Annotated in this window: 25 protein-coding genes, 1 tRNA gene and 1 riboswitch; of the genes, 13 read left to right on the top strand and 13 right to left on the bottom strand. The window is 70.1% G+C overall.

Going from position 1 to position 26,492, the window contains the following annotated elements:
• Positions 1-678 (bottom strand): transposase (locus AB0N03_RS45775; protein WP_364386616.1); only part of this gene is annotated, 678 nt, incomplete at its 3' end.
• Positions 679-869: 191 nt separating this feature from the next.
• Positions 870-1,460, bottom strand: a complete 591-nt coding sequence (locus AB0N03_RS45770; protein ID WP_364386614.1) for a PadR family transcriptional regulator — start codon at positions 1,458-1,460, stop codon at positions 870-872.
• A 53-nt stretch (positions 1,461-1,513) separates the two neighbouring features.
• On the opposite strand from AB0N03_RS45770, the gene metG reads away from it, so the two are divergent.
• The 8 genes from metG to AB0N03_RS45730 all read left to right on the top strand — a co-directional run bounded on the left by metG (position 1,514) and on the right by AB0N03_RS45730 (position 12,996).
• Positions 1,514-3,310, top strand: coding sequence for a methionine--tRNA ligase (gene metG / locus AB0N03_RS45765; RefSeq protein ID WP_364386612.1), 1,797 nt, complete (start codon positions 1,514-1,516; stop codon positions 3,308-3,310).
• A gap of 9 nt (positions 3,311-3,319) precedes the next feature.
• A complete protein-coding gene (locus AB0N03_RS45760) occupies positions 3,320-4,156 on the top strand; it encodes a TatD family hydrolase (protein ID WP_364386610.1) in 837 nt (278 codons plus the stop codon).
• A gap of 288 nt (positions 4,157-4,444) precedes the next feature.
• Complete coding sequence (locus AB0N03_RS45755) at positions 4,445-5,869, top strand: transglycosylase family protein (protein ID WP_364386608.1); 1,425 nt, start codon at positions 4,445-4,447, stop codon at positions 5,867-5,869.
• An 80-nt stretch (positions 5,870-5,949) separates the two neighbouring features.
• Entirely contained in the window at positions 5,950-6,786 is an 837-nt protein-coding gene (gene rsmA / locus AB0N03_RS45750) for a 16S rRNA (adenine(1518)-N(6)/adenine(1519)-N(6))-dimethyltransferase RsmA (RefSeq protein WP_364386606.1), read from the top strand.
• Positions 6,787-6,991: 205 nt separating this feature from the next.
• A riboswitch (SAM riboswitch) is annotated at positions 6,992-7,082 on the top strand.
• A gap of 209 nt (positions 7,083-7,291) precedes the next feature.
• A complete protein-coding gene (locus AB0N03_RS45745) occupies positions 7,292-8,305 on the top strand; it encodes an ATP-binding cassette domain-containing protein (protein WP_364386604.1) in 1,014 nt (337 codons plus the stop codon).
• 201 nt (positions 8,306-8,506) lie between these two features.
• Positions 8,507-9,469 (top strand): 4-(cytidine 5'-diphospho)-2-C-methyl-D-erythritol kinase, encoded by a 963-nt coding sequence (locus tag AB0N03_RS45740; RefSeq protein ID WP_364386602.1) that lies wholly within the window; start codon positions 8,507-8,509, stop codon positions 9,467-9,469.
• Positions 9,470-9,515: 46 nt separating this feature from the next.
• Positions 9,516-11,282, top strand: coding sequence for an ABC-F family ATP-binding cassette domain-containing protein (locus tag AB0N03_RS45735; RefSeq protein ID WP_364386600.1), 1,767 nt, complete (start codon positions 9,516-9,518; stop codon positions 11,280-11,282).
• Positions 11,283-11,307: 25 nt separating this feature from the next.
• On the top strand, positions 11,308-12,996 hold the full coding sequence (locus tag AB0N03_RS45730; protein ID WP_364386598.1) for a fatty acyl-AMP ligase: 1,689 nt from the start codon (positions 11,308-11,310) through the stop codon (positions 12,994-12,996).
• Positions 12,997-13,131: 135 nt separating this feature from the next.
• On the opposite strand, the gene AB0N03_RS45725 is transcribed toward AB0N03_RS45730, so the two are convergent.
• The 4 genes from AB0N03_RS45725 to AB0N03_RS45710 form a co-directional block, all read right to left on the bottom strand.
• Positions 13,132-13,488, bottom strand: coding sequence for a DivIVA domain-containing protein (locus AB0N03_RS45725; RefSeq protein WP_364386596.1), 357 nt, complete (start codon positions 13,486-13,488; stop codon positions 13,132-13,134).
• A 171-nt stretch (positions 13,489-13,659) separates the two neighbouring features.
• Positions 13,660-13,974 (bottom strand): DivIVA domain-containing protein, encoded by a 315-nt coding sequence (locus AB0N03_RS45720; RefSeq protein WP_364386594.1) that lies wholly within the window; start codon positions 13,972-13,974, stop codon positions 13,660-13,662.
• 21 nt (positions 13,975-13,995) lie between these two features.
• Positions 13,996-14,589, bottom strand: coding sequence for an aminoacyl-tRNA hydrolase (pth, locus tag AB0N03_RS45715; protein ID WP_364386592.1), 594 nt, complete (start codon positions 14,587-14,589; stop codon positions 13,996-13,998).
• Positions 14,590-14,598: 9 nt separating this feature from the next.
• A complete protein-coding gene (locus tag AB0N03_RS45710; protein WP_364386590.1) occupies positions 14,599-15,201 on the bottom strand; it encodes a 50S ribosomal protein L25/general stress protein Ctc in 603 nt (200 codons plus the stop codon).
• Positions 15,202-15,551: 350 nt separating this feature from the next.
• Here AB0N03_RS45710 and AB0N03_RS45705 point away from each other — a divergent pair, with 350 nt between their 5' ends.
• Both AB0N03_RS45705 and AB0N03_RS45700 read left to right on the top strand, forming a co-directional pair.
• Positions 15,552-16,667 carry a hypothetical protein gene (locus tag AB0N03_RS45705; protein WP_364386588.1) on the top strand — a complete coding sequence of 372 codons (1,116 nt, stop codon included), beginning with the start codon at positions 15,552-15,554 and terminating at the stop codon, positions 16,665-16,667.
• Between the two features lie 98 nt (positions 16,668-16,765).
• A complete protein-coding gene (locus tag AB0N03_RS45700; protein WP_364386586.1) occupies positions 16,766-17,407 on the top strand; it encodes an NAD(P)H-binding protein in 642 nt (213 codons plus the stop codon).
• Here the strand turns inward: AB0N03_RS45700 and AB0N03_RS45695 are convergent.
• The 5 genes from AB0N03_RS45695 to AB0N03_RS45675 form a co-directional block, all read right to left on the bottom strand.
• A complete protein-coding gene (locus AB0N03_RS45695; RefSeq protein WP_364386584.1) occupies positions 17,401-18,330 on the bottom strand; it encodes a TIGR03621 family F420-dependent LLM class oxidoreductase in 930 nt (309 codons plus the stop codon). The two genes, AB0N03_RS45700 and AB0N03_RS45695, sit on opposite strands and share 7 nt — an antisense overlap.
• Before the next feature lie 68 nt (positions 18,331-18,398).
• Positions 18,399-19,379, bottom strand: a complete 981-nt coding sequence (locus AB0N03_RS45690) for a ribose-phosphate diphosphokinase (protein ID WP_284748549.1) — start codon at positions 19,377-19,379, stop codon at positions 18,399-18,401.
• Positions 19,376-20,848, bottom strand: coding sequence for a bifunctional UDP-N-acetylglucosamine diphosphorylase/glucosamine-1-phosphate N-acetyltransferase GlmU (glmU, locus tag AB0N03_RS45685; protein WP_364386582.1), 1,473 nt, complete (start codon positions 20,846-20,848; stop codon positions 19,376-19,378). The genes AB0N03_RS45690 and glmU overlap by 4 nt, the downstream gene beginning before the upstream one ends.
• A 48-nt stretch (positions 20,849-20,896) precedes the next feature.
• Positions 20,897-22,651 (bottom strand): GGDEF domain-containing protein, encoded by a 1,755-nt coding sequence (locus AB0N03_RS45680; protein ID WP_364386580.1) that lies wholly within the window; start codon positions 22,649-22,651, stop codon positions 20,897-20,899.
• Positions 22,652-22,682: 31 nt separating this feature from the next.
• Positions 22,683-22,754: transfer RNA gene (locus AB0N03_RS45675), tRNA-Gln, on the bottom strand.
• A gap of 207 nt (positions 22,755-22,961) precedes the next feature.
• Here AB0N03_RS45675 and AB0N03_RS45670 point away from each other — a divergent pair.
• Positions 22,962-23,927, top strand: a complete 966-nt coding sequence (locus AB0N03_RS45670) for an acyl-CoA desaturase (protein WP_364386578.1) — start codon at positions 22,962-22,964, stop codon at positions 23,925-23,927.
• Between the two features lie 95 nt (positions 23,928-24,022).
• Entirely contained in the window at positions 24,023-24,616 is a 594-nt protein-coding gene (locus AB0N03_RS45665; protein WP_364386626.1) for a TetR/AcrR family transcriptional regulator, read from the top strand.
• 72 nt (positions 24,617-24,688) lie between these two features.
• On the opposite strand, the gene AB0N03_RS45660 is transcribed toward AB0N03_RS45665, so the two are convergent.
• Together AB0N03_RS45660 and AB0N03_RS45655 are read right to left on the bottom strand one after the other, a co-directional pair.
• Positions 24,689-25,078, bottom strand: a complete 390-nt coding sequence (locus AB0N03_RS45660; RefSeq protein WP_364386576.1) for an NUDIX domain-containing protein — start codon at positions 25,076-25,078, stop codon at positions 24,689-24,691.
• Positions 25,075-25,578: an isochorismatase family protein gene (locus AB0N03_RS45655; protein WP_364386574.1), complete on the bottom strand. Its 504-nt coding sequence runs from the start codon at positions 25,576-25,578 to the stop codon at positions 25,075-25,077. The genes AB0N03_RS45660 and AB0N03_RS45655 overlap by 4 nt, the downstream gene beginning before the upstream one ends.
• A gap of 30 nt (positions 25,579-25,608) precedes the next feature.
• Between AB0N03_RS45655 and AB0N03_RS45650 the strand changes: the two genes are divergently transcribed.
• Positions 25,609-26,334: an SDR family oxidoreductase gene (locus AB0N03_RS45650; protein ID WP_364386572.1), complete on the top strand. Its 726-nt coding sequence runs from the start codon at positions 25,609-25,611 to the stop codon at positions 26,332-26,334.
• The last annotated feature ends 158 nt before the right edge of the window (positions 26,335-26,492 follow it).

The following is a 26,492-nucleotide window of genomic DNA, read 5'->3' as shown; positions in this document are numbered from 1 at the left end:
GTGGATCAGGGAGCAGACGTAGTAGCCGGAGTCGCCGCGCACCAGCAGGTTCCCGGTGGCGCCGCAGCCGCGGGCGGTGCGTAGTGCCTGCTTGATGAAGGAGGTGGCGTTGCGGCGAGTGTCGGCTTGGCCGCCGCGTAGCCGGGTCGCGAGGATCACCGGGGCTGCGATCGGGGTGGCCAGGGTGGCGGCGAGGAAGTTGTATCCCCGGACGTGGGTGTAGCCGTGGCGCGCGCCGACTTTCTGCTGTCCGTGGACGCGGGTGATTTTGGAGTCCAGGTCCAGGATCGCGTAGTCGCCGATGCCGGGCAGCAACCGATCATCGCTGCGGTGGGCGAGGCGGGTCAGGACCTGCGCGGTGAGCGTTTCCAGTGCGGTGGTGTGGCCGATGTCGAATCCGCGCAGGAACGTCCCGAGTGTGGAGGGGGCCCGGATGCCGGTGAACAGCCGGTCCATCGCGCCGGTGCGCAGCACATCCAGATCGTTGATGCTGTCCGCGCCGGTGGCCATCCCGGCTATCAGGGACAGCAGTTTGGCGTCCGGGTTGGCGCCGGTGGGGCCGGGGATCCGGATCCGTTCGGTGGCGAGGTCGGCGAAGCCGATGTTCTCGGTCAGCCGCAGCAGCGGCAGCAGCCCGGCGTGGGACACGACACTCTGATCGTCGAACCTGGCCCTCACCTTGGCTCGGGTATGGGATGCTCGCATCTAGTAGATGCCCTCTCACTCAAGGATTGTTGTTCCCTAGACAAGAACAATTATCCCAGGTCAGAGGGCATCTGCGTGTCTACGACATACCACCGGCCAGCACATTCACCGGTGGATCCAGGTCCGACGCCATGAACGACCCTTTCATGACGTTCGCACGCTCGCTACCGGGCCGGCGGCTCTCCGAACGCGCGACCGGGATCGTCGGCCATCACGTATTCGCCGGCTTCGAGCCGGGCGATCAGGTTCCGGAGCCAGTCGAGGCTCGCCGCCGAGATCTCGCCCCAGAGCCGGAACAGCTCGGAGATGTGCGCGGGCTGTCCCCACTCGGAGCCCTCGTCGATGAGCAGCGCCGCCCGCCGCACCTCGGCTTCGAGGTGGACAAGCCGCTGGTTGAGCATGCCGATCACCCGCTTGCGGGGCAGCGTGGTCATCAGCGAGATCGCGGCGGACAGCTCCGGGTGGCGGACCTCGGGATCGGACAGGGCCGTGCCGAGCAGCAGGTGGAACTCCCGGTCGCCGTCCTCGGTGACCCGGTAGGCGATCCGGTCCGGGCCGCCCTCGCCCGGCTCGACGTCGACCTGCTCCAGCTGCTCCTTGGCGGTCATCTTCTTCAGCGCGTGGTAGATCGACCCGGGCTGGACGTTGGCCCACTTGTCCGCCGACCAGCCGAGCAGCTCGCGGCGCACCTGGTAGCCGTGCGCGCGGCCGTACATGCGCACCACCCCGAGCACGAGCAACCGTGTCGCCGACAAACCGGGCCTCCCTCTCGTCAAAGCGCGTGACGCCCTCCGTAGGCTAATAAGGTATGAGCACCCCAGTGTTGACCGCGGTGGCCTGGCCCTACGCCAACGGCCCCCGCCACATCGGCCACGTGTCCGGATTCGGCGTCCCGTCCGACGTCTTCTCCCGCTACCAGCGAATGGCCGGCAACCGGGTGCTCATGGTCTCCGGCACCGACGAACACGGCACCCCGATCACCGTCCAGGCCGACAAGGAGAACTCGACCCCGCAGCTGACGGCGGACAAGTACACCCGCCAGATCGGCAACGACCTGCAGGGCCTCGGCCTCTCCTACGACCTGTTCACCCGGACCACGACCGGCAACCACGCCGACGTCACGCAGCAGATCTTCCTGGCGCTGCACCGCAACGGCTACGTCGTGCCGAAGACCACGCGCGGGGCGATCAGCCCGTCCACCGGCCGCACGCTGCCCGACCGCTACGTCGAGGGCACCTGCCCGATCTGCGGGTACGACGGCGCGCGCGGCGACCAGTGCGACAACTGCGGCAACCAGCTCGACGCCGCGGAGCTGATCAACCCGAAGTCGCGGATCAACGGCGAGACGCCGAAGTTCGTCGAGACCGAGCACTACTTCCTCGACCTGCCGGCGTTCACCAAGACCCTCGGCGACTGGCTGGGCACCAAGAACGACTGGCGTCCGAACGTCCTCAACTTCACCAAGAACCTGATCGACGACATGCGGCCCCGGCCGATCACCCGCGACCTCGACTGGGGCGTCAAGATCCCCCTCGACGGCTGGCGCGACCAGCCGCTGAAGCGGTTCTACGTCTGGTTCGACGCGGTGATCGGCTACTTCTCGGCCAGCGTCGAGTGGGCGCGGCGGTCCGGCAACCCGGACGCGTGGCAGGAGTGGTGGAACAACGCCGACGCGCGGTCCTATTACTTCATGGGCAAGGACAACATCACCTTCCACGCCCAGATCTGGCCGGCGCTGCTCTTCGGCCACAACGGCGAGGGCGACAAGGGTGGCGAGCCGGGCAAGTACGGCAAGCTCCACCTGCCCGACGAGATCGTCTCCAGCGAGTTCCTCACCATGAGCGGCTCGAAGTTCTCGACCTCGCGCGGGCGCGTCATCTACGTCGAGGACTTCCTGCGCGACTTCGGCCCGGACACGCTGCGGTACTTCATCTCGGTCGCCGGCCCGGAGACCCAGGACACCGACTTCACCTGGGACGAGTTCGTCCGCCGGACCAACTTCGAGCTGGCCAACGAGTGGGGCAACCTGGTCAACCGGTCGATCTCGATGGCGCACAAGAACGTCGGCGCCATCCCGCGCCCGGAGGCCCCGACGGCGGCCGACGAGGACCTGAAGGCCCTGTCGCGCAAGGCTTTCGACACCGCGGGCGCGCACCTGGCCCGGTCCCGGTTCAAGCTGGCGGCGAGCGAGGCGATGAAGGTCGTCACCGCGGCGAACAAGTACCTCTCCGACCAGGAGCCGTGGAAGCTCAAGGACGACCCCACGCGGCGCGACACGGTGCTGCACACCGCGCTGCAGGTGGTCTCCGACGCCAACACGCTGCTGACGCCGTTCCTGCCGCACTCGGCGCAGAAGGTCCACGAGGCCCTCGGCGGCACCGGCGTCTGGGCCGCCCAGCCGGAACTGCGGGAGGTCGAGGACCTCGACGTCGCCGGCCGGGTCAACCCGATCCTCACCGGCGACTACGCGGGCGAGCAGGCGAAGTGGGAGTCGAAGCCGATCGAGGTCGGCAAGCCCCTGCGGAAGCCGTCGCCGCTGTTCACGAAGCTCGACCCGGCGCTGGGTGAGACCGGCCCGGAGTGGGCGCCGATCGTCAAGGAGTAAGAGGTATGCATGGGTGACGAGAAGCGCGAGCTGCCGCCGGTCCCGGACCGGCTCCCGGTGTCGGTGGTGGACGCGCACACCCATCTCGACGCGTGCGGCGCGGTCACCGCGGCCGATGTCACGGCCATGGTCGACCGCGCCGAGCGCGCCGGCGTCGCCCGCGTCGTCACGGTCGCCGATGACCTCGCTTCGGCCCGCTGGGCCGCCGAGGCCGCGACCTGGGACCCCCGGGTGTTCGCCGCGGTCGCGATCCACCCGACGCGAACCAAGGAGTTCGGCGAGGCCGAGAAGTCCGAAGTAGAGCGCCTGGCCGCCACCGACCGCGTGGTCGCCGTCGGCGAGACCGGCCTCGACTACTACTGGGACTACTCGCCGCACGACGCCCAGCAGGAGGCGTTCCGCTGGCACATCGACCTCGCGAAGCGGCTGGACAAGCCGCTGATGATCCACGACCGCGAGGCCCACGACGACGTGCTGCGCATCCTGGCCGAAGAGAATGCGCCGAATGCCGTAATCTTCCATTGTTTTTCCGGGGATGCGGAAATGGCCCGCAAGTGCGTCGACGCGGGATACGTCCTTTCCTTCGCGGGCACGGTGACGTTCAAGAACGCGAAGGGGCTCCACGAGGCGGCGCGGCTCTGCCCGGCGGACCAGTACCTCGTCGAAACCGACGCGCCGTTTCTGACCCCCCACCCGTTCCGTGGGCGGCCGAACGAGCCGTTCGGCGCCGCTTACACCGTCCGTCACCTCGCGGCGCTCAGGGGCGAAGCTGTCCACGAAGTCGCCGAATCGGTCCGGACCACTGCCGAGCGGGTCTACCGACTCCTCAGTGTCACAACGGGTTGAACGCATTGCGACATCAGGGTTCCTTGATCGTCCACCTGATGGAGTGACGGGGATCACGACACTCCGGGGGGTGTTTGCGCAACCCGGCGGGACCCGTTACTGTCCCGTGATCGTGCCGGTCGGTACTGCAGACTGCAGTTGCCGACTGTTACGCCCACAGTCACGTCAGTGCACGTCGGGGAAGCGGAACCGGGTAGGTACGACCGGGACCGTGACGATGGCGCCGACTGCGGGCCCAGACGTAAAGATGCCGCCCCGAACGGCGTCTTGGGAAAGGGAACGACAGCGGTGACAGGTAGCAGACAGGCTGGAGCGCGCTCCGCGGCCGTCCTCGATCGTCATTACGAGGACACCGCCTACGGCCAGCTCGACTTCTCCGACGACCCGAACATCACCCAGCAGGACATCCTCGCCGCGCTCGGCCCCGACGCCGACGCGATGATGGCGTCGATCGACGTCGACGTCGACGAGCTGATCCGGCTCATCAACGCCGAGACGACGTACCTGCCGCCGATCGTCATCCCGGACGAGATCGAGGCGGACCGCACCGCTTCGCCGCAGGCCAAGCGGGCCGCCCTGGATGAGAGCATGCGCCAGACCTCGAAGGTCTGGAAGCGCCGTTTCCTCAAGGGTGCCGTCCTCAGCGTCATGATCAGCGTCGCCGGCGGCGGCGCGGCCGCGCTGGCGATGAACAAGAGCATCACCGTCGACGTCGACGGCCAGCAGACCACCGTGCACTCGTTCGGCGACACCGTCGGCGAAGTGCTGGAGGACGCGGGCCTCTCCGTCGGCGCGCACGACTCGCTCTCCCCGTCCCCGCAGGCGGAGGTCGGCGACGGCGGTGTCATCAAGCTCGAGCGCGGCCGCCAGCTGAAGATGATCGTCGACGGCTCGGAGCACACCTCCTGGGTTCGCGCGACCCACCTCGGCGACGCGCTGGGCCAGCTCGGCATGGCCGGCGTGGACAAGCCCGGCACGTGGATGTCGATGCCGAAGGACGGCGAGCTGCCCCTGCAGGGCGCCACCGTCGAGATCAAGACCCTCAAGAATCTCACGCTCTACGACGGTGCCAACGCGCCGAAGAAGGTCACCACGACCGCGGTCACGACGAAGGAGTTCCTGGGCGAGTACAAGCTCACCCTGGGCCCGGAGGACCAGGCCGAGGGCGGCCTGGACGTCAAGCTGACCGACGGCGCCGAGGTGCACATCAGCCGCACCGGCGTCTCGACGGTCGTCCAGAAGGAGTCCATCGACCCGCCCGAGCAGCGCGTCGACGACCCGGACCTCGCCAAGGGCAAGACCTCGGTCGAAGACCCCGGCACGCCCGGCGAGAAGATGGTGACCTACAAGGTCACGCAGAAGAACGGCAAAGAGGTCTCGCGGGAGAGTGTCTCCGAGCAGGTCATCACCCAGCCGAAGCCGAAGATCATCCACGTCGGCACGAAGCAGGCCCCGACGCCGGCCATCGGCGACGGCTCCGCGTGGGACCGCATCGCGAAGTGCGAGTCGGGCGGCAACTGGGCCACCAACACCGGCAACGGCTACTACGGCGGCCTCCAGTTCGACAAGCAGACCTGGAACGCCTACGGCGGCGACCAGTACGCCGCGCTGCCGAACCAGGCCTCCCGTGAGCAGCAGATCGCGATCGCGGAGAAGGTCCGCGACGCCCGCGGCGGCTACGGCGCCTGGCCGGTCTGCGGCAAGAAGGCTTGATCTTCCGCGTAACGGCCCCCGTCCTGTCTGGGCGGGGGCCGTTTCGCGTGTGCGTGCTGCCCCATCGGTAAGCTCCACCGGTGGTTGAACTGTTGGGACCTGCCGAGATCCGCGGGCTGGCGGCCGAGCTGGACGTGCGGCCGACGAAGAAGCTCGGCCAGAACTTCGTGCACGATCCCAACACCGTCCGCCGGATCGTCGAGCTCGCGCACGTCGGCCCGGACGACGTCGTCCTCGAGGTCGGGCCCGGGCTCGGGTCGCTCACCCTCGGGCTGCTCGCCACCGGCGCGCGGGTCGTCGCCGTCGAGATCGATCCCAAGCTCGCCGAACGGCTGCCCAAGACCGTCGCCGACCGGGCGCCCGAGGTCTCCGATCGACTCCAGGTCGTCACGGCCGACGCGCTGCGGATCACGGACGACCAACTGCCTCAGCCGACCGCGCTCGTCGCGAACCTGCCCTACAACGTCGCCGTCCCGGTCGTGCTGCACCTGCTCGCCGAGGTGCCGTCCCTCGGGAGCGGCCTCGTCATGGTCCAGACGGAGGTCGCCGACCGGATGGCGGCCGGCCCCGGCAGCCGGATCTACGGCGTGCCGAGCGTCAAGCTCGCCTGGTACGGCCCGGCGCGCAAGGTCGCCGCCGTGCCGCGCTCGGTGTTCTGGCCGGTGCCGAACGTCGACTCCGCGCTCGTCGCTTTCGAACGCGGTGACGCTCCGGCGTCGGACGACCGCGATCGGCTCTTCGGCCTCGTGGACGCCGCCTTCTCACAGCGCAGGAAGACGCTCCGCGCCGCGCTCGCGGGCTGGGCGGGCTCGGCCGAGCGGGCCGGCGAGCTGCTCACGGCCGCCGGGATCGACCCGAAGACCCGGGGTGAGCAGCTCGGCGTGCAGGACTTCGCCCGGTTGGCCGCTGCCCGTTAGCAGGTCCACAGTGGAAGCGGCTTTCCGGGGGTTCCGGGTGGCGGAGCCCCCGGCCCGGGGCGAAGCCCCGGAATGTCACAGAAGTCAACGCGGTCTGGTGAAAATACGCCTCTTGCCGGGCGATCCCGCGATTCGGACACCTCCACTCGTGTGATCTGGGCCGACAAGCTTGCTTTCGCTCCTCGCGATCGGCTTTACTCGGAAGCGTCCATCCCGAGCGACTGAGAGACCTGGCTCGCCGAAGTCGCAGCAACCACCCCCCACGGGGCAGGTGCTACCGCCAGGACCGATGGAGGCCGTTTCCGATGAAGAGGGTAGCTCGCCCCCTGCTCCTGACCAAGCGTCGCGTCGTCGACGAAGGCCGCCGCTCCGTGACCGCATGTCGACGCTCCAACTGAGCTTGTCGTAACCGGTCCACCTCTTCTTCACGCACCGTCCACAACGGACGGACTTCGCTTGCGGCCGGGTGCCGCGCCCTGCGCGCACCCCGTTTTCTGGAGCCTTCGTGATCACCGTCGAAAACCTGTCCAAAACCTTTGCCACCAACGGAAATTCGGTCGTCGCCCTGCATGACGTGAGCGTCGAGGTCCAGGCCGGCTCGCTGTTCGGCGTGGTCGGCCCCGCCGGGTCCGGCAAGTCTGTCCTCGCCCGCTGCATCGCGCTGCAGGAGCGGCCCGACCGCGGCGTCGTCCGCCTCGACGGCCTCAACACCGGCACGCTCGACGGCCGCCGGCTGCGCGAGATCCGCCGTCAGCTGGGCGTCGTCTCGACGAAGCCGGAGCTGATCGCCGAGCGCACGATCGCCGGCAACATCGCCTCCCCGCTCGAGCAGCTCGGCATCGACGGCCCGCAGCGCCGCAGCCGGGTCGGCTCGCTGCTCGACCTCGTCGGTCTGACGCAGCGTGCGACGCAGCGTCCCGGCGAGCTGACCGAGGGTCAGCTCCGCCGCGTCGCGGTCGCGAAGGCCTTGGCCGCGGCACCGGCGGTGCTCCTGGCCGACGACCCGACCGCCGGCATCGACCCGGAGGAGGCCGGCGCGGTGCTCACCGTGCTCGACCGCGCCCGCTCCGAGCTGGGCACCACCGTCGTGGTCACGACGCCGGACGCCAGTGTCGTCCGCCGGGTCTGCGACGACGTCGCGGTGCTCGAAGGCGGCACGGTCATCGAGCGCGGCACCGTCCTCGACCTGATCTCGAACCCGGCGAGCCGCACCGCGCAGGCGCTGCTGCCGGCCATCGAGACGACCCGCGCGCAGGTGTCGCGCTACGACCGCTCGGCCGACGTCGTGCTGGTCGGCTTCGCTTCGGTCGGCGCGCTGCTGCCCGAGGCCGCGGGCCGCTTCGACGTCGAGTTCGCCACCATCGGCGGCGGCCTGACCCGGATCGGCGACACGCCGGTCGGCCGCTTCCGCCTCGGCGTCCGCGGCGAGCGGGCCGACGCGGCGCTGGCGTGGGTCGCCGAGCGCGGCGGCCACGTGACGTACACCGCTCGCGGCCCCCAGGGCGTCGCGGCAGCCTGACCCGAGCGCCCCAAGGTGGCCTTGGGTGCGTTGAACGCACCGAAGGCCACCTTGGGTGCGTTGAACGCAACCAAGGCCGCCTTGGGTGCGTTGAATCAGCACTGCGGCGCGAAGCGCCTCCGTTGAGGGTGGTGGCGGGGGGCATGGATGGAGCAACCAAGGCCACATTGGGGCGTTTCCGCGGGCACGTAGGCTGGTCGGGTGCTCGCCGTAGTTCCGCCCCCAGTCACCGTCCGGGTCCCGGCCAAGGTCAACTTGCACCTGTCGGTCGACGACCTGCGCGAAGACGGTTACCACGAGCTGGTGACCGTGTTCCAGGCCCTGTCGCTGACCGACGAGGTGACCGTCGCGGTCTCCGAGGAGCCGGGCCTGGAGATCTACGGCGAGGGCGAAGGCTCGGTGCCCGCCGACGGCACCAACCTGGCCTGGCGCGCGGTCGAAGCGCTGTCCGCGCACGTCGGCCGCACCGAAGAGCCGAACGTCCGGGTGGTGCTGCGCAAGGGCATCCCGGTCGCGGGCGGCATGGCCGGCGGCAGCGCCGACGCGGCGGCGACCCTGGTCGGGCTGGCCGGCCTCTGGAACCTCGACGTCACGCGCGACGAGCTCGCCGGGATCGCCGCCGGGCTGGGCAGCGACGTCCCGTTCGCGCTCTACGGCGGCACCGCGCTGGGTACCGGGCGGGGCGAGCAGCTCGTCCCGGTGCTGTCGCGGCACACCTTCCACTGGGTGCTGGCCTTCGACTCCGAAGGGCTGTCGACGCCGAAGGTGTTCAAGGAGCTGGACCGCCTGCGCGTCGACGGCAACCCGCCGCGGATCGGCTCGCACACCCCGGTCGTCGAGGCGCTGGCCTCGGGCGACCCGCGTCAGCTGGCGCTGCTGCTGGGCAACGACCTCCAGGCGGCGGCGGTTTCGCTGCGGCCCGGGCTGCGCCGGACGCTGCGGGCCGGCGTCAACGCGGGCGCGCTCGCCGGCACGGTCTCCGGCTCCGGCCCGACCTGCGCGTTCCTCTGCGAGGACGCGCAGTCGGCGGTCGAGGTCGCCGCCGAGCTGTCGGGCGCGGGGGTGTGCCGCACGGTCCGGGTGGCGCACGGCCCGGTCCCCGGCGCCCGCGTGGTCGGCGGCGACGACGCGCCGCGTCCGGCCTCGCCGCGGGTGCACACCTGATCGTCCATTGTGGATTTCTACTTCTCGGAAAGGATCGGCTGAGGGCATGGCCAACTTGGTCAACCTGGAGGCGGTGAGCAAGTCCTACGGGATTCGCCCGCTCCTGGACGGTGTGTCGCTCGGCGTCGCGGCCGGGCAGCGCATCGGCGTCGTCGGCCTCAACGGGGGTGGCAAGACCACCCTCCTGGAAGTCCTTTCCGGACTCGCCGAGCCGGATTCCGGGCGGGTGAGCCACGTCGGCGGCCTGCGGATGGCCGTCGTCACCCAGCGGACGGAGCTGCCGGACGGCAGCAGCGTCGGCGAGGTCGTGCTCGAACGCTACGGCGCCGAGCACGAATGGGCCGCCGACGCCCGCGTACGGTCCATTGTGGACGGCTTGGGTATCACGGCGATCGGGCTCGAGACGCCGACCGCGAACCTCTCCGGTGGCGAGCGGCGCCGGGTTTCGCTGGCGGCCGCGCTGACCGGTGAGCTCGACCTCGTCGTGCTCGACGAGCCGACCAACCACCTGGACGTCGAAGGTGTCCAGTGGCTCGCCGACCACCTGCTGACCCGCCGGATCGCGGTCGTGGTCGTCACGCACGACCGGTGGTTCCTCGACACGGTCGCGAGCGTGACCTGGGAGGTGGCCAACGGCCGCGTCGAGAGTTACGAAGGCGGTTACGCGGACTGGATCTTCGCGCGCGCCGAGCGGGCGCGGCTGGCGGCGACGGCCGAGGAGAAGCGGCAGAACCTGGCCCGCAAGGAGCTGGCGTGGCTGCGCCGCGGCCCGCAGGCGCGTTCGTCCAAGCCGCGCTACCGCATCGACGCGGCCGAAGCGCTGATCGCGGACGTGCCGCCGCTGCGCGACTCCGTCGAGCTGATGGCGTTCGCGAAGCGGCGGCTGGGCAAGACCGTGCTGGAGCTGGAAGACACGACGTACACGGTCGGCGACCGGACGCTGCTCGACCACGTCACCTGGCGGGTCGGGCCGGGCGACCGGATCGGCCTGGTCGGGATCAACGGCTCGGGCAAGACCTCGCTGCTGAAGCTGCTCGGCGGCGACGTCGAAGGGTCGACCGGGCGCCGGGTCGAGGGCAAGACGGTCGCGCTCGCGCACCTGCGCCAGGAGCTCGACGACCTGCCCGCCGACCTGCGCGTGCTGCAGGCGATCGAGCAGGTGGCCGGGCGCGTGGTGTTCGGCAAGCAGGAGATGACGGCGTCGCAGCTGGGCGAGAAGCTCGGCTTCCCGCAGGCCCGCCAGTGGACGCCGGTCGGCGACCTCTCCGGCGGCGAGCGGCGCCGGCTGCAGCTGTGCCGGCTGCTGATGGCCGAGCCGAACGTGCTGCTGCTCGACGAGCCCACGAACGACCTGGACATCGACACGCTCCAGCAGCTGGAGGACCTCCTCGACGGCTGGCCGGGCACGATGGTCGTGGTTTCGCACGACCGCTACCTGGTCGAACGCGTCTGCGACACGATCGTCGCCCTCTTCGGCGACGGCCGGATCACCCACCTGCCGGGCGGCATCGAGGAGTACCTGAACCGCCGGGCCCTGGCGAAGGAACCGGCGGCCGCGTCAGCTCCCACGGCCGCGAAGGCGGAGGCGAAGAAGTCGGCGGCGGACCTGCGCGCGGCGCAGAAGGACCTCGGCCGCCTGGAGCGCAAGCTGGACCAGTTGCACGCCAAGGAGGAGAAGCTCCACGCGGCGTTGCTGGAGGCGGCGACGGACCCGGCGAAGCTGATGGAGCTCAACGCGGAGCTGAAGGGCGTCCAGGGCGAGATCGAGGACGTCGAGGGCCGCTGGCTGGAGACGTCCGAACTGCTGGAGTGACACGGCTGCCAGTAATGTCTGACTCATGAGCAGGTTCGTGGACACGCTCGTCGCCACCGCGGCGGGGCGAGGTCAGCAGCGTGGCATGGTCACCGGGGAGCCCAAGGAGCCGGTCCGGCGGACCTGGGCCGAGGTGCACGAAGAAGCCCGGCGGGTCGCCGGCGGGCTGGTCGCCGGCGGGTTCGAGCGGGGCACGGCGGTCGGGGTGCTGGCCGCGGCGCCGGTGCTCATCGCGCCGACCGTGCAGGCCGTCTGGCTGGCCGGCGGCAGCGTGACGATGCTGCACCAGCCCACTCCGCGCACCGACCTCGCCGAGTGGGCCGAGGACACCGTGCGCGTGCTCGGCATGATCGGCTCGGACCTCGTGCTGCTGGGCGAGCCCTTCGACCAGCTCGCCCCGGTGCTGGAGGAGAAGGGCATCGGCTTCAAGCTGATCAGCGACCTCATCGGCGCCGAGCCCCTGGACGACGTCGTCACCACCGACGAGGGCGAAACCGCGCTCCTGCAGCTCACCAGCGGCTCGACCGCCGACCCCAAGGCCGTGCGGATCACCTACGGGAACCTGTACTCCAACGTCAAGGCCATGGTCGACCGCGCGGAGTTCGACTTCGACACCGACGTGATGGTGTCCTGGCTGCCGACGTTCCACGACATGGGCATGGTCGGCTTCCTGACCGTGCCGATGACCTTCGGCGTCGAGCTCGTCAAGATCACGCCGGTCGAGTTCCTCACGGGGCCGTTGATCTGGCCCGAGCTGATCACCAAGTACCACGGCACGACGACGGCGGCGCCGAACTTCGCGTACGCGATCGTCGGGCGCCGGATGGCGCGCGTCGACGAGGACGACGCCTACGACCTCTCGAAGCTGCGGATCGCCCTGAACGGCGCCGAGCCCATCGACGAGACCGCCGTTCAGACCTTTGTGGACGCCGGCGCCCGGTTCAAGATGCCGGCGGAATGCGTTTTCCCGGCCTACGGCATGGCCGAGGCGACGCTCGCGGTGTCGTTCGCGCCGCTGTTCACCGGGCTCACGCTCGACGTCGTCGAGGCCGACGCGCTGGAGGCGGACAACCGCGCGGTGCCGGTGCCCGAGGGCGACCCGCGGCGCGGCACCGACAGCGTCCGGTCGTTCGCGCTGCTCGGCCCGCCGCTGGACGGGCTGGAGGCCGAGATCGTCGACGACGCGGGTTCGCGCGTCGGCGAGCGGGAGGTCGGCGAGATCCGGCTGCGCGGCGAGGCCGTGACGCCCGGCTACCTGACCATGGAAGGCCCGGTCGCCACCCAGGACGACGAGGGGTGGCTCGACACCGGCGACCTCGGGTACCTGGTGGACGGCCAGATCGTCATCTGCGGCCGCCGCAAGGACGTCATCATCATGGGCGGCCGCAACCTGTACCCGACGGACATCGAGCGCGCGGCGACGTCGGTCGAAGGGGTCCGGGCGGGCAACGCGGTGGCGGTGCGGCTGGACGCGGGCAGCCGCCGCGAGCGGTTCGCGGTGGTCGTCGAGTCGAAGCTGGCGGGCGACGCCGAAGCCGAGAAGAACCTGATGAAGCAGGTCTCGGCGCGGGTGCGCGACGCGGTGGACATGCGGCCGTACGCGGTGGTGGTGCTGCCGGCGGGGAGCCTGCCGAAGACGCCGTCGGGCAAGGTCAAGCGCGCGGCGACGGCCCAGCAGTTCGCGGACAAGATCAAGAAGAACGCCGACGCCTAGCGCCCCAATGTGCCCTTCGGTGCGTTCAACGCACCGAAGGGCCCCTTGGGTGCGTTGAATCAGCGAAGCGCCTCCCTTGAGGGTGGTGGCGGGGGCATGGATGGAGCACCGAAGGGGCCCTTGGGGCGCTGGGGGTCAGCGCTGCTGGACGCGGGCCGCCCGGATCGTCGGTGGGGTGGCGCGTTCGGCGGTCGCCTCCGCCGGGGTGCGGGCGCCCGGGAGGTCCGGGGCGTGCCCCGTGCGGGCGGCGAGCTGGTCTTCCACCGCGTCGAGGAAGTCGTCGACCTCGCGCTCGTCGTAGCCGCGCTTGCCGATCAGCGGCTTCGCGAAGATCACGTGGTGCACTTCGGCGGCGGTCAGGTCGTCCTCCTCGGCGAACGTCTTGGCGATGCGCCGGACGAACTCGTCGACCTCGTGCTTCGCGTAGCCACGGCGGCCGATCGGGGCGTTACCGAAGGTGACCTCGGTGAGGTCTTCGGCGGTGAACGACATGGAACTCTCCGATTCCGGGGTTGGGCGGTGCGAACTCGCGTACACCGTCCTAACCTGTGAACGGGTTCCCCCGGAAGGGGCTGCCCCGAAGCTCACCCCGACGGGCAGCTCAGCGCCCGCCATCGGGTGAGCGGGGACTACCGAGAGCGTTGTGGCCGGATTCACACCCGCTCAGGAACGGCCGAACCACTTCCGCGGGCCCTGCGGGCGCCGCTCTTCGACCGCCGGACGCGGGTTCCGCAGCTCGATGAGCGCCGTCTCCGCCTCGTCCAGGAACAGGTCGACCTGGGCCTGGTCGTAGCTGCGCATGCCGACGGGCATGATCGTGAACTCGACGTAGTGGATGTCGTCGGCGGTCAGGATGTTCCGGCCGGCCAGCGCCTCGGCGATCAGGTCGAGGAAGGCGTCGACCTCGTCCTCGTTGTAGCCGCGCCGGCCGAAGCGGGGTTTGCCGAACGCGATCGCCCGGACTTCGTCGGGGGTCATGGGCTCACCTTGCCACCGATGTCAGCCCGCATGGAAGGCGTTTTGGGCGGCCGCGAGACCGGTGCCGACCAGTGCTTCGGTCGCGTCCGCGCAGCGGTCCACCTCGAAGGGGAGTTCCTTGCGCTCCACCGTCGAGAAGTCCTTCAGCACGAAGTCCGCGGGGTCCTGGCGGCCGGGCGGGCGGCCGATGCCGAACCGGACCCGGTAGTAGTCGCGGGTGCCGATCGACTTCGTGATCGAGCGGAGCCCGTTGTGGCCGTTGTCGCCGCCGCCGAACTTGAGCTTCAACGCGCCGAAGTCGACGTCCAGCTCGTCGTGCACCACGACCACGCCGGTCGGCGGCACCTTGTAGAACCGCGCCGCGCCGACCACCTGGCCGCCGGAAAGGTTCATGTACGAGCGGGGCTTCACCAGCACCACGCGGCGGCCGGCCAGCCGGCCCTCGAGCACCTCGCCGCCGCTCTTGTGCGTCTTGAACTTGCCGCCGATCCGGGCGGCCAGCTCGTCCAGCACCATGAAACCGACATTGTGCCGGTTTCCGGCGTACTGGGGTCCGGGATTGCCGAGGCCGGCGAGCAGGATCAGCTCGCCGGCCCCGGGCAGGTCTTCGGTCATGCGGGAATGTTATTCGCCGGCTTCGGCCGACTCTTCGCCCGCTTCGGCGTCGTCGTCATCGGCCTCTTCACGCTGCGGCTCGTTGACGGCGACGACCAGCGACTCGGGGTCGGTGACCAGGGTCGCGCCCTGCGGCAGCTCGACCTGGCCGGCCAGCACCTGGCTGCCGACCTCGAGGCCCTCGATCGAGACCTCGAACTGCTCCGGGATGTGCAGCGCCTCGACCTCGACGGTCAGGGTGTCGACGTCCTGGTTGACCAGGCCACCGGGGCCGGGGTTGCCCGTGACGACGACCGGGACGTCGACGACGATCTTCTCGCCGCGCTTCACGACCAGCAGGTCGACGTGCTCGATGTAGTTCTTGAGCGGGTGCACGACGATGGTCTTCGTCAGCGCGAGCTCGTCGGAGCCCTCGATGGCGAGGGTGATGACGGCGTTGGAGCCGTTCTCGCGGACGACGCGGGCGAACTCGATGGCCGGCAGCGCGAAGTGCCGCGGGTCCGAGCCGTGGCCGTACAGCACGGCGGGGATCTTGCCGGCGCGACGCGTGCGGCGCGCGGCGCCCTTGCCGAACTCGGTGCGCGGCTCGACGGACAGACGTACCTCGGACACGGTGTGGCACTCCTTCAAATCACGAACATGGTGCGGGAGACAGCATGCTGCGGCGGGGGATGCGGGCGTTGTTCTGTTCAGGCGGTTGCGTTCGGCGGCGAGTTTGCGGGCGTGCACGACAGCCGGGGCTACTCGAGCCGCCGCGTCGATCACGCCGGGCACCCCAGAAGGGCCCCGCCTCGCCGAGACAACCTCAAGAGTGTAAACCAACCTCATCACGGTGGGTTGCGGCGGGGGCCCGGGCCACGCTAGAACCCTCCTGAACCCCGGTACGTGACGACACAAATCCGGTGGCGGGACTTCGCCGGACGAGGTGTGCTCGGACGCGGCGGCAGAGCAGGGGGCGGAAGATGCGGGCTCGACGGGCCATGGCGGCGGCGGTGCTGCTGCTGGGCGGACTGCTGGCCGGCTGCCAGGTGGCGGTCCCCGGCACCGCCGCGGTCTCCGCGGCCGGTCAGCGGACGGCCGACCTGCGCGCCGAACAGCGCGCCGCGGTCGACGCGGCCCTCACGGCGCTGGGCAAAGCCCCCGCGCTCTCCCTGAAGTCGACGACCAAGGGCACCGAACAGCAGTTCCGCGTCACCCGTGCCGGCTTCGCCTTCGGCGGGCTGCCGCTCGAAGGCCGGGTCATCCAGGTGACGTCGGCCGCGGGCCAGTTCTACCTGCAGGCCGACGCCGACTACTGGAAGGCGCACGCCATCGACGAGGGCACGCAGTTCGGCACGAGCTGGGTGCGCTCGCTCGGCTCCGAGCTGCCCCTCGACCCCGCGGCCCGGTTCGCCCCGCAGGCGCTCGCCGACGGGCTGCGCAAGGCGCTGTCCGGCCTCGACCGGCTGGGCGAGCCGGTCAAGGCGAAGCTCCTGGACGGCACCGAGGTCTACCAGCTCGGCGCCGCGCCGAGCGTCCTGCGCGTCACCACGGCCAAGCCGAACCGGGTCGTCAGCTTCGCCCCGGCGCTGCTCGACCCGCAGGCCGGGCCGAAGTTCGGCGCCGAGCTCCGCGTCGACCCGATCGCCGGCGACGCGCTGAAGACGTTCCACACCGACCTGGACAACGCCGTCGGCGGGCTGGGCCAGCCGTTCGAGGGCCTGGTGCAGGCGAGCGCGGTCGTCACGAACGACACCCTCGACTGCAAGGACTTCGTCGGCTCCTGCACGACGACCGTGGACGTCTCCACCAGCGTGGTCGGCTCGCCGGCCGCGGGCGGGAAGAGCGTCGTCCACATCACCCTCTCGGTCGAGGTCAGCGCCGACTCGCTCGGCGCGCAGACCTGCACGACGGCGGCCGACGCCGACCCGTACGCGACGGTGAAGATGTCCTGCACGGTCAAGTTCAAGCTGCCGAACCGCACGGCCAGCTACCAGGTGCTGTCCAAGCCGAACGCGACGGCGGAGGTCCGCGCGGCCCTCGACGTCAACGCGGTGAAGCAGAAGGTCGCCGCGGAGTTCGCGGGCCTGGGCGGCTGAGCTGGACACCTACCCGGGGGTGCGTTGCTCCCGTTGAAGTAGGTGATCTTCCGTTCGTAACATCGGCTGGAGCAGCCGAATCGAACGGGAGAAGTGACATGGCCAAGCTGGTGGTTTTCGGGGGGACCGGGTACGCCGGGGGCAAGATCGGCGCCGAGGCGCTGCGGCGCGGGCACGAGGTGGTCGGCGTCGCGCGGAACCCCGGCTCGATGCCCGATGGCGTCGACGCGCGGCAGGGTTCGCTGCACGACGAGGAGTTCGTCGCGCGGGTCGCCAAGGACGCCGACGTCATCGTGGTCGCCGCCCCGGCCCGCGCGATCGACGGCGAGAAGCTCATCGACGCCGTGCCGGCGCTGGCGCGGATCGCGCGCGAGAACGGCGTCCGGCTGTCGTTCGTGGGCGGTGCGGCGAGCCTGCTGGTCGCCGAGGGCGGCCCGCGGCTGTTCGACACCCCCGAGTTTCCGGACGAGTACAAGGACGAGGCCGGCAACCACGCCGAGGTGCTCGGCCTGCTGCGCGAACAGCCCGAGGGCCTCGACTGGTTCTACGTCAGCCCGGCCGCCGAGTTCGGCGCCTGGATCCCCGGCGAGCGCCGGGGCGGGTTCCGGGTCGGCGGCGACGTCCTGCTGACCGACGAGAACGGCAAGTCGCACATCGGCGGCGACGACTTCGCGACCGCCTACGTCGACGAGATCGAGCAGCCGAAGCACCGCCGCGCGCGGTTCACGGTGGCTTACTGACGGCTTTTGGGGGTCCGGGTGGCGGAGCCCCCGGCCCGAGGCGAAGCCTCGGTTGTGCACTGAAGTTCTTTCAGCACGGGCGCGAAAGTCTCGAGGTTCGGCTCGAAGACCGTGATGTACGAGAAGCCGTAGCGCTCGCGCCGGTTTTCGAGCTGTCCGGCGATCTCCTCGACCGTGCCCAGCAGGAGCTGGGGCGCGTCGAGGAGTTCTTCGGCGGTCTTGACGGCGCTTCGCTCGGTCTTCTCGTGCCATCCTTCGGCCGCTTTTCGGCGGTCTTCGGTGACTTCGACGTGCTGGATGAGCATGTTGTATTCGGGGTCGCGGCGCGTCTTCGAACGGAAGTACGCGACGCGCTCGTCCATCGCCTCGGCGTTGTCGAGCTTGAAGGTGCCCGGCGGCTTGCCGGGCTGCTGCCTCAGGCCCGCGAAGCCGACGACGTCGGCGTGTTCGGCGGCCAGTTCCAAGACTCCGTCGCTGTTGCCCGCGAGGAGTAAGCGTGGGTGGTCGATGCCCTCGTCCTCGAAGTGTTTCCGCAGGTAGCCGAGGCTTTCTTCGAGGTAGCCGATCCGGCCGGCGGCGTTCTGCCACGGCAGCCCGGCATTGTCGAACTCGGCTTTCATGTGCCCGGCGCCGAGCCCGAGATCGAGCCGCCCGTCGAGCAGCGCGGCTGTCGAGGAGGCTTCGCGCGCGAAGAGCGCGAGGTTGTAGAAGGGCACGTTGGAGACGAGGGTGCCGAGCCGCGGCCGTTCGGTGACGGCGGCGGCCATGGCGAGCACCGGGAACGGCGCGAACCGCCCGGTGCCGAGGTGGTCGGGCACGGTGATGACGTCGTAGCCGAGCTCCTCGGCCCGGCGGCACTTGGCGATCCAGGCGTCGCGGCTGCCGATCTCGCGGAAGCTGACGCCGAACTTGAAGTTCCCCATGCCGCCGACGCTAGCGCCGGGAACCCCCGCCGGGCGCGGAGTTTCGCGCCCGGCGGAAGGGACACTCCTCAGGCGTTGCCGTCGAAGAGCGAAGTCACCGAGCCGTCCTCGAAGACCTGCTGGATGGCCTCCGCGAGCATCGGCGCGATCGACAACACCGTCAGCCCCTCGAAGCGCTTCTCCTCCGGGATCGGCAGCGAGTTCGTCACGATGACCTCGCGCGCCTTGCACTGCGAGAGGCGCTCGGTCGCCGGGTCCGACAGGATGCCGTGGGTCGTCGCGATGACGACGTCCGCCGCACCCTCGTCGATCAGGGCCTCCGTCGCCTTCACGATCGTGCCGCCGGTGTCGATCATGTCGTCGATCAGGACGCAGAGCTTGCCCTCGACCTTGCCGACCACGCGGTTCGCCACCGCCTGGTTGGGCTTGTCCGGGTCGCGCGTCTTGTGGATGAACGCGATCGGGCGGTCGCCCAGCGTCTGCGCCCACTTCTCGGCCAGCCGCACGCGGCCCGAGTCCGGCGAGACGACCGTGATGTCCGCGTCGCCGTAGGTCTTCTTGATGTGGTCGGCCAGCACCGTCTGGGCCATCAGGTGGTCGACCGGGCCGTCGAAGAAGCCCTGGATCTGGGCGGTGTGCAGGTCGACCGTCATGATCCGGTCGGCGCCCGCGGTCTTGAACAGGTCCGCGATCAGCCGGGCCGAGATCGGCTCGCGGCCCTTGTGCTTCTTGTCCTGGCGCGCGTACGGGTAGAACGGCATCACGACGGTGATCCGCTTCGCGCTCGCCCGCTTGAGCGCGTCCACCATGATCAGCTGCTCCATCACGTACTCGTTGATGGGCGTGGTGTGCGCCTGGATGACGAAGGCGTCGGTGCCGCGGACGGACTCCTCGAACCGGACGAACAGCTCGCCGTTGGCGAACGTGTGCGCCGTCTGCGGGGTGATCGTCACGTTGAGGTGCTCGGCCACCTCTTCGGCGAGTTCCCGGTGGGCCCGTCCGGAGAAGAGCATCAGGTTCTTCTTCGGCGTGCCTTGCTTCGGACTCATGCTGGCGACTCCCCGTCGGTTCCTGCTGCTGAATCGGCGTCGAGGGCGGCCTGGGCCGCCTCCGCCGCGGGTGTTCCCGGCCGGCGCCGGATCGCCCAGCCTTCGATGTTGCGCTGCGGCGGCGCCGACACCGCGAGTGTGCCCGGGGGGACGTCTTCGCGGATCACGGCACCCGCTCCACTGTAAGCGCCGTCACCGACCTGCACCGGAGCGACGAACGTGTTGTCCGCGCCCAACCGGACATAGGATCCGATAACGGTCCGGTGCTTGTTCACGCCGTCGTAGTTCACGAACACGCTCGAGCAGCCGATGTTGCTGTGCTCGCCGATCGTGGCGTCACCCACGTAGGTCAGGTGCGGCACCTTCGTGCCGGCGCCGATGTCGGCGGCCTTCGTCTCGACGAACGCGCCGAGCTTGCCCTTCTCGCCGAGCTTCGTGCCCGGCCGCAGGTAGGTGAACGGGCCGACGTTGACGCGGTCGCCCAGCTCGGAGTCGGAGCCGTGCACCCGTACCACCGAGGCGCCCGCCCCGATGATCATGTTCGTCAGCGTGCTGTCCGGCCCGATCGTCGTGCCTTCGCCGACCGACGTCGTGCCCTTGAGCTGGACGCCGGGCTCGATGACGACGTCGCGCGACAGCGTCACGCCGGCGTCGATCCAGGTCGAGGCGGGGTCGATGACCGTGACGCCCTCGCGCTGCCAGCGCTGCACGATCCGGCGGTTGAGCTCGGCGCCGAGCACCGACAGCTGGACGCGGTCGTTGACGCCCTCGGTCAGCCACGGGTCGTCGACGACGAGCGCGCCGACGTGCAAGCCGTCGCCGTTCGCGATGCCCAGGACGTCGGTGAGGTAGAGCTCGCCCTGCGCGTTGTCGGTCGAAAGGCGCGAAAGGCCGTCGCGCAGCACAGCGGCGTCGAAGGCGTACACGCCCGAGTTGATCTCGGCGATCTCGGCCTGCTCCGGGGTGGCGTCCTTGTGCTCGACGATCCCGGTGACCTTGCCGGCCGCGTCGCGCGTGATGCGGCCGTAGCCGGTGGGGTCATCGACCACCGCGGTGAGCACGGTGACCGCGTTCTTCGCCTCGGTGTGCTCGTCGAGCAGGGCGCGCAGGGTCGCCGTGTCGAGCAGCGGGACGTCGCCGTAGCTGACGATCACCGTGCCGGTGAGGTCCGCCGGCAGGGTCGCGAGCGCGCAGCCCACGGCGTGGCCGGTGCCCTTCTGCTCGGCCTGCACGGCGGTGCCGACCTCGCGCCCGAGAGCCGTGCCCACCTCGGCGAGCCGGGCGCCGACCGCCTCGCGGCCGTGGCCGGTGACGACGACGAGGTGCTGCGGGTCCAGGCCGGCGGCGGCCCGGACGGCGTGCTCGACGAGGGGGCGCCCGGCGATCGGGTGCAACACCTTCGGGGTCGCGGATCGCATGCGGGTGCCCTCACCCGCGGCGAGGATCAACGTGCTCAGCGGGCCGGTCAACGGCGCTCCCAACGGTTACCACAAGATGGCTTCTGTCGGGCTCAGATCCTAACTGGGGTCCTCGGCGTCCCACGCGGGGTCGGTGGGAGTGCCTTCGCCCGCCCAGGCCGCGGCCGGGTCGGCGGCCATCGAGTTGGCCGACGCCACCTGGTTGCCGCCCCCGCGTTTCGCCTGGTACATCGCCGCGTCCGCGCGGGCGAGGACCTGCTCGCCGCGCTCTTGCGGCCGCAGCGAAACGAGCCCGATGGACAGCGTGACGCCGTGCGAAAGGTGGTGCGGCAGGCCCGCGACGGACTTCACCGCGCGCCCGAGCGCCATCTTCGCCGCGGACGCCGGCGTGCCCGGGAGCAGGACGATGAACTCGTCGCCGCCGTAGCGCGCCACGAGGTCGTCTCCCCTCAGAGCGTCACGAAGCGTGCTCGCGACGACGCGCAGCACGTTGTCGCCTTCGGCGTGCGACGCCTTGTCATTGACGCCCTTGAACCCGTCGAGGTCGACCAGCGCGACCGCGAGCGGCTGCGCGTCCGCCGAAGACGCGAGCTGGCGCAGCTTCTCGTCCAGCGCGCGGCGGTTCGGCAGGCCGGTGAGCGGGTCCTGCAGCGCCTGCTGGGTGATCGCGCCGTGCTCGGCGGAGAGCCGTTCGTGCTCGCGGCGCGCGTTCAGCGTGGCGATCTGCGACTCGCGCAGGCTCCACATCTCGTTCTCGAGGCGCCTCGCGTAGTCGATCAGCGACTCGCTGGCGCCGGACGCGTAGTCCGGTGTGGTGTCGAGCCGGGCCAGCTCGCGGACGATGTTCAGCCGCATCGACGGCTGCGAGGTGTCCTCGGTCAGCGACTCACGAGCGTGCCGCAGCACGTCGAGGGCCTCTTCGCGGCGGCCGGCGTGGTCGAGGCAGCGGGCCAGCGCGATGGCGACGATCTCGCGTTCGCCGGGGTAGCCGGTGCCTTCGTGCAGCGCCCGGAGCCGGTCGATCTGGTCGGCGCTCGGGCTGTGCAGTGCCTGCGCCGAGGCGAGGACGCCGACCTGGTCGACGGCCGCGACACCCGCCTTCCGCGGGAACAGCGACTCGGTGAACGGGCCTTCGGCGGCCACGGCCATGGACGCGGCGGTGCGGAACTTCTCGGCGCTCTCGTCGTACTCGTCGATGCGCTCGAGCCGCAGACCCCAGCCGAGCAGCATCTTGACGCGGTTCATCAGCTGCAGCGTGATCTCGTGCGGGCTCGCGCTCTCGCGGATCGCGCCGGCGGCGCGGCCGATGACCTCCTCGGCGGCTTCGTACACGCCGAGCTGGTTCAGCACGATCCAGCAGTCGTTCAGCGCCGACCACAGCATCCGGTTCCACTGGCGGATGCCGACCTGCCGGTTCGGGATCGCTGAGTCGTCGAGGATGGCCAGCGCGCGGGCGATCTCGGTGAGCGCGGGGTCTTCCTGCGCGGCGATCACCAGCCGGCGGCCGCGCAGCGCGTGCGCGTCGGCCCGCAGCAGCGCGAGGCCGTGCCGGCGGGTGTGCGCGAGCATCTCGTCGAGCCGCGGTTCGGCCTCCGCGGCCAGGCCCCTGGTGATCAGCCGGGCGATCGCGGACGCGCGCAGCAGCTGCGCGATCATCGTCGGCTCGCCGCGCCGCTGGGTCTCGTCGAGCAGCTCGTCCATCAGCTCGACGATCTGGAGCTGCTGGTCGTACTCCTGCCGCTGGACCGCGGCGATCAGCTCCCGCGCGCGCCCGACAAGCCAGGCGTCGGACATTTCGGCCAGTGCGGGACGCCTGGCCGCACCGGGGTCGGTCGCCTCGTCGGTCAGCGCCAACCTCCCGGTCTCGTGGGTTCGGGTCCTGCTGCTCCGCCGCCAGGATTCGAACCTGAACTGTCAGAACCAAAATCTGAAGTGCTGCCGATTACACTACGGCGGATCGATCCTGGTCAGGATAGCGACGATCGGGTGTCGTTCGCGCGGGGGATGCGTTACCGGCCCGTCCGCCGGGTACTCCGGTTCCGAAGTTCGGGTGTGAGGATTCCGGCACTCCCCAGTCGCCGGAACCTCCTGTACCGTAACTTACGGCATCGTAGGTTAGGGCACCCTACGAAAAGGGGCGCCCGCATAGGGAGAAGTGAAGCGTATGACGGCCACGCTCGACCGTTCTCAGTCCACCGGGGAGCCTTCGGCTCCGAAGGGGCCCAAACCCGTTATCGAAGGCACGCGCGGCATCGGCGTGCAACTGTCGGTCTACTTCGGCGTGATCGCGCCGCTGGTGGCACTGCTGGTCGCGGTGCCGTTCGCCTGGGGCTGGGGACTGAGCTGGGTCGACGTCGGCATCTTCGTGGCGTTCTACGCGATCAGCGGGCTCGGCATCACCGTGTCGTACCACCGCTACTTCACGCACGGCTCCTTCAAGGCCAAGCCGTGGCTGCGCGTGGTCATGGCCATCGCCGGCAGCATCGCCCTGCAGGGGCCGGTCATCACCTGGGTCGCCGACCACCGACGCCACCACGCGTTCTCCGACCGCGACGGCGACCCCCACTCCCCGTGGGCGTTCGGCACCTCGCCGTGGGCCATCGCCAAGGGTTTCTGGCACGCCCACATGGGCTGGCTGTTCGAGCGCGACCAGACCAACGCCGAGCGCTTCGCGCCGGACCTGGTCAAGGACCCGGCGATCAAGAAGGTCGACGACCTGTTCTGGCTGTGGGCGCTGGTCAGCCTGATGCTGCCGGCCCTGCTCGGCGGCCTGATCTCGTGGTCGTTCTGGGGCGCGGTGACGGCGTTCTTCTGGGCCGGCCTGGTGCGCATCTGCGTGCTGCACCACGTGACGTGGTCGGTCAACTCGATCTGCCACATGATCGGCGAGCGCCCGTTCGCCGCGCGGGACAAGTCGGCGAACTTCTGGCCGCTGGCGATCTTCTCGTTCGGCGAGTCGTGGCACAACCTGCACCACGCCGACCCGACGTCCGCGCGCCACGGCGTCAAGCGCGGCCAGATCGACATTTCCGCGCGGCTGATCTGGATCTTCGAGAAGTTCGGTTGGGTGCACGACGTGCGCTGGCCGACGCCGCAGCGGTTGGCCCGTATCGCCACCGAAAAGGGCTAGTCAACTAGGCTGCCCCGATGGCGGGGAGACGACGTTCGAAGCGTGAGCAGCAGGTCACCGGGGCGCGTCCGGCCGCCCCGGTGACGCGCGTCCGGATGACCGGCAGCGAGCGGCGTCAGCAATTGCTGAACGTAGCGCGGGCGTTGTTCGCCGAAAAGGGCTTCGACGGGACGTCGATCGAGGAGATCGCCCACCGCGCCAACGTGTCGAAACCCGTGGTGTACGAACACTTCGGGGGCAAAGAGGGCATCTACGCGGTGGTCGTGGACCGCGAAACGCAGCTGCTCCTGGAGCGCATGGTGTCCACGCTGCACGGCGGCCACCCCCGCGTGATGCTCGAACAGGCGGCGATCGCGTTGCTGTCGTACGTCGAGGATTCCCACGACGGTTTCCGGATCCTGGTCCGCGATTCGCCGGTGGCGAGTTCGACGGGCACGTTCTCGACGGTGCTGAACGACATCGCGAGCCAGGTGGAGCACATCCTGGCGCAGCAGTTCGCGGCGCGCGGGTACGACGAGAAGCTGGCGGCGCTGTACGCGCAGGCGCTGGTGGGCATGGTGGCGCTGACGGGCCAGTGGTGGCTGGACGCCCGCAAGCCGAAGCGTGACGAGGTGGCGGCGCACCTGGTCAACCTGGCTTGGAACGGGCTGTCGCACTTGGAAGACAAGCCGAAGCTCCGGCTGGGATGACGGTTTCCCTTGTGGGGACGGGGGTCACGCTGACCATCGGGGACCTCGACGCGTCGCACGCCGAGTTCCTCGCTACTCGAGCGTCCCGGTCTCGTGGAGGTGGTCGAAGATGATCTTGTCCACCGCCGAGACCGCGTCGCGGTTCGCGTACGCCAGCCAAGCGATCTCTTCGATCTCACTGCTTGCTGTCACCGTCCCGGTGTATTCGGCCCGGTAGCAGGTCATCCGGACCACGACCCCCGCGTGGCCGTGCGCCTCCGCCTCGAACACGCCCGCCGGCTCGATGGTCGGCTCGGTGATCTCCACCGTCAGCTCTTCGCGGATCTCGCGCACCAAGGTCTCGGTGTCGCTCTCGCCCGGCTCGCGCTTGCCGCCCGGCAGGTAGTACACGTCCTTGCCCCGGGAACGCGTGCTCAGGATCCGGCCGTCCACCAGGTGCAGCCACGCGATCTTGTCGATCACGCCAAGCCCGCCAGCACCTCGTCCGTCGTGACGACCGTGCCGAGCCGCGGGAAGATCTTCGTGATCGCGTTCTCGTGCGAAATGTCGGCGAGCGCGGTCATCGCGTCCGACACCGCGACCGTGTCGTAGCCGTGGTCGGCGGCCGCGCGCAGGGTCGACTCGACGCCGAACTCCGTCGCGATCCCGCCGAAGTACGCGGTTCGCACGCCCTTGCCGCGCAGGTACTCGTCGAGGTCCGTGTTCGCGAAGCCGCCGATCGTGTACTTGGTGACGATCTTGTCGCCCTGCGCGTCGAAGACGAGCTCGTTGCCCGGCGGGTTGTCCGGCCGCGCCACCTTGACGATCACCACGGGCGCGCCGGCCTCGCGGAACGCCGTCCGCAGCCGCAGCGCGTTCGCGACGACTTCTTCGCCGGTGTACGGCGTGGTCGGCAGCGTCACGATCCGTTCCTGCAGGTCGACGAGCACGAGCGCGGACGTGGCCGGGTCGATCTTGGTCATGCCCCGATCCTAGGCGCTAGGGTCGGGCACATGGGGAACAGCAGAGAAGTAGTGGTGACGGGCGGCGGCACGGGTATCGGGTACGCCGTCGCGGCGGCCTTCGCCGAAGCGGGCGAGCGGGTCACGATCACCGGGCGCCGCGAGCAGGTGCTCACCGAGGCCGCGACGCTTCTGGGCGCGCGCCCGGTCGTGTTCGACGCCGCCGATCCCGCGGCGGTCGAAGCCGCACTGTCGGAGTTGCCGGACCGCGTCGACGTGCTCGTCAACAACGCCGGGGGCAACACGGACTTCCTCGACGGCGACGAGGAGGGGCTCGCCGGGTTCGCGGCCGCGTTCGAGCGCAACCTCCGGTCCAATGTGGTCAGTGCCGCGCTCGTGACGCACGCGCTGCGCGAACGCCTGGCCGAAAACGCGCGGATCGTCACGATCGGCTCGATCGCCGCCCGCACCGGCGCCGGCTCGTACGGGGCCGCGAAGGCCGCGGTCGAGGCGTGGAACATCAGCGTCGCGCAGGAGTTCGGCCCGCGGGGGATCACGGCGAACGTCGTCGCGCCGGGACTGATCGGCGAGACGGAATTCTTCCACGGCAAGTTGTCGGACCGCCGCCGCGAACGGCTGATCGCCAACACGATGACCAAGCGACCGGGCACGCCGGAAGATGTCACCGCCGTGGTGACGTTTTTGGCGAGCCCCGCCGCCGGGCACGTCACCGGACAGGTGGTGCACGTCAACGGCGGGGCTCACCTGGGCAAATAGGACTCATCGGGGAGAGACACGGTGGAGGCCGGTCCCCGATCGCCAGGTCGGCGATGGCGCTCGGGGACCGGCGCGGTGCTGCCGCGGGAACGCTATCTTCGGACCGCGTCCAACACTCGTCGGGGGGCGGGCGAAAACTCTTGGTACAGAACATGTTC

Origin of the sequence: Amycolatopsis sp. NPDC051061, assembly GCF_040682935.1 — a bacterium.
GTDB lineage: Bacteria > Actinomycetota > Actinomycetes > Mycobacteriales > Pseudonocardiaceae > Amycolatopsis.
Note: the sequence above shows the minus strand (reverse complement) of the source record. Positions and strands in the feature narration are given on the sequence as shown.

What these genes read in the sequence shown, in the direction of transcription:
- metG (WP_364386612.1), top strand. Translation starts at nt 1,514, where the DNA reads ATGAGCACCCCAGTGTTGACCGCGGTGGCCTGGCCCTACGCCAACGGC.
- AB0N03_RS45695 (WP_364386584.1), bottom strand. Translation starts at nt 18,330, where the DNA reads ATGGGGAACTTCAAGTTCGGCGTCAGCTTCCGCGAGATCGGCAGCCGC.
- AB0N03_RS45730 (WP_364386598.1), top strand. Translation starts at nt 11,308, where the DNA reads ATGAGCAGGTTCGTGGACACGCTCGTCGCCACCGCGGCGGGGCGAGGT.
- pth (WP_364386592.1), bottom strand. Translation starts at nt 14,589, where the DNA reads ATGACCGAAGACCTGCCCGGGGCCGGCGAGCTGATCCTGCTCGCCGGC.
- AB0N03_RS45720 (WP_364386594.1), bottom strand. Translation starts at nt 13,974, where the DNA reads ATGACCCCCGACGAAGTCCGGGCGATCGCGTTCGGCAAACCCCGCTTC.
- AB0N03_RS45650 (WP_364386572.1), top strand. Translation starts at nt 25,609, where the DNA reads ATGGGGAACAGCAGAGAAGTAGTGGTGACGGGCGGCGGCACGGGTATC.
- AB0N03_RS45705 (WP_364386588.1), top strand. Translation starts at nt 15,552, where the DNA reads ATGCGGGCTCGACGGGCCATGGCGGCGGCGGTGCTGCTGCTGGGCGGA.
- AB0N03_RS45760 (WP_364386610.1), top strand. Translation starts at nt 3,320, where the DNA reads ATGGGTGACGAGAAGCGCGAGCTGCCGCCGGTCCCGGACCGGCTCCCG.
- AB0N03_RS45690 (WP_284748549.1), bottom strand. Translation starts at nt 19,379, where the DNA reads ATGAGTCCGAAGCAAGGCACGCCGAAGAAGAACCTGATGCTCTTCTCC.
- AB0N03_RS45655 (WP_364386574.1), bottom strand. Translation starts at nt 25,578, where the DNA reads ATGACCAAGATCGACCCGGCCACGTCCGCGCTCGTGCTCGTCGACCTG.
- AB0N03_RS45725 (WP_364386596.1), bottom strand. Translation starts at nt 13,488, where the DNA reads ATGTCGTTCACCGCCGAAGACCTCACCGAGGTCACCTTCGGTAACGCC.
- AB0N03_RS45735 (WP_364386600.1), top strand. Translation starts at nt 9,516, where the DNA reads ATGGCCAACTTGGTCAACCTGGAGGCGGTGAGCAAGTCCTACGGGATT.
- AB0N03_RS45700 (WP_364386586.1), top strand. Translation starts at nt 16,766, where the DNA reads ATGGCCAAGCTGGTGGTTTTCGGGGGGACCGGGTACGCCGGGGGCAAG.
- AB0N03_RS45665 (WP_364386626.1), top strand. Translation starts at nt 24,023, where the DNA reads ATGACCGGCAGCGAGCGGCGTCAGCAATTGCTGAACGTAGCGCGGGCG.
- AB0N03_RS45670 (WP_364386578.1), top strand. Translation starts at nt 22,962, where the DNA reads ATGACGGCCACGCTCGACCGTTCTCAGTCCACCGGGGAGCCTTCGGCT.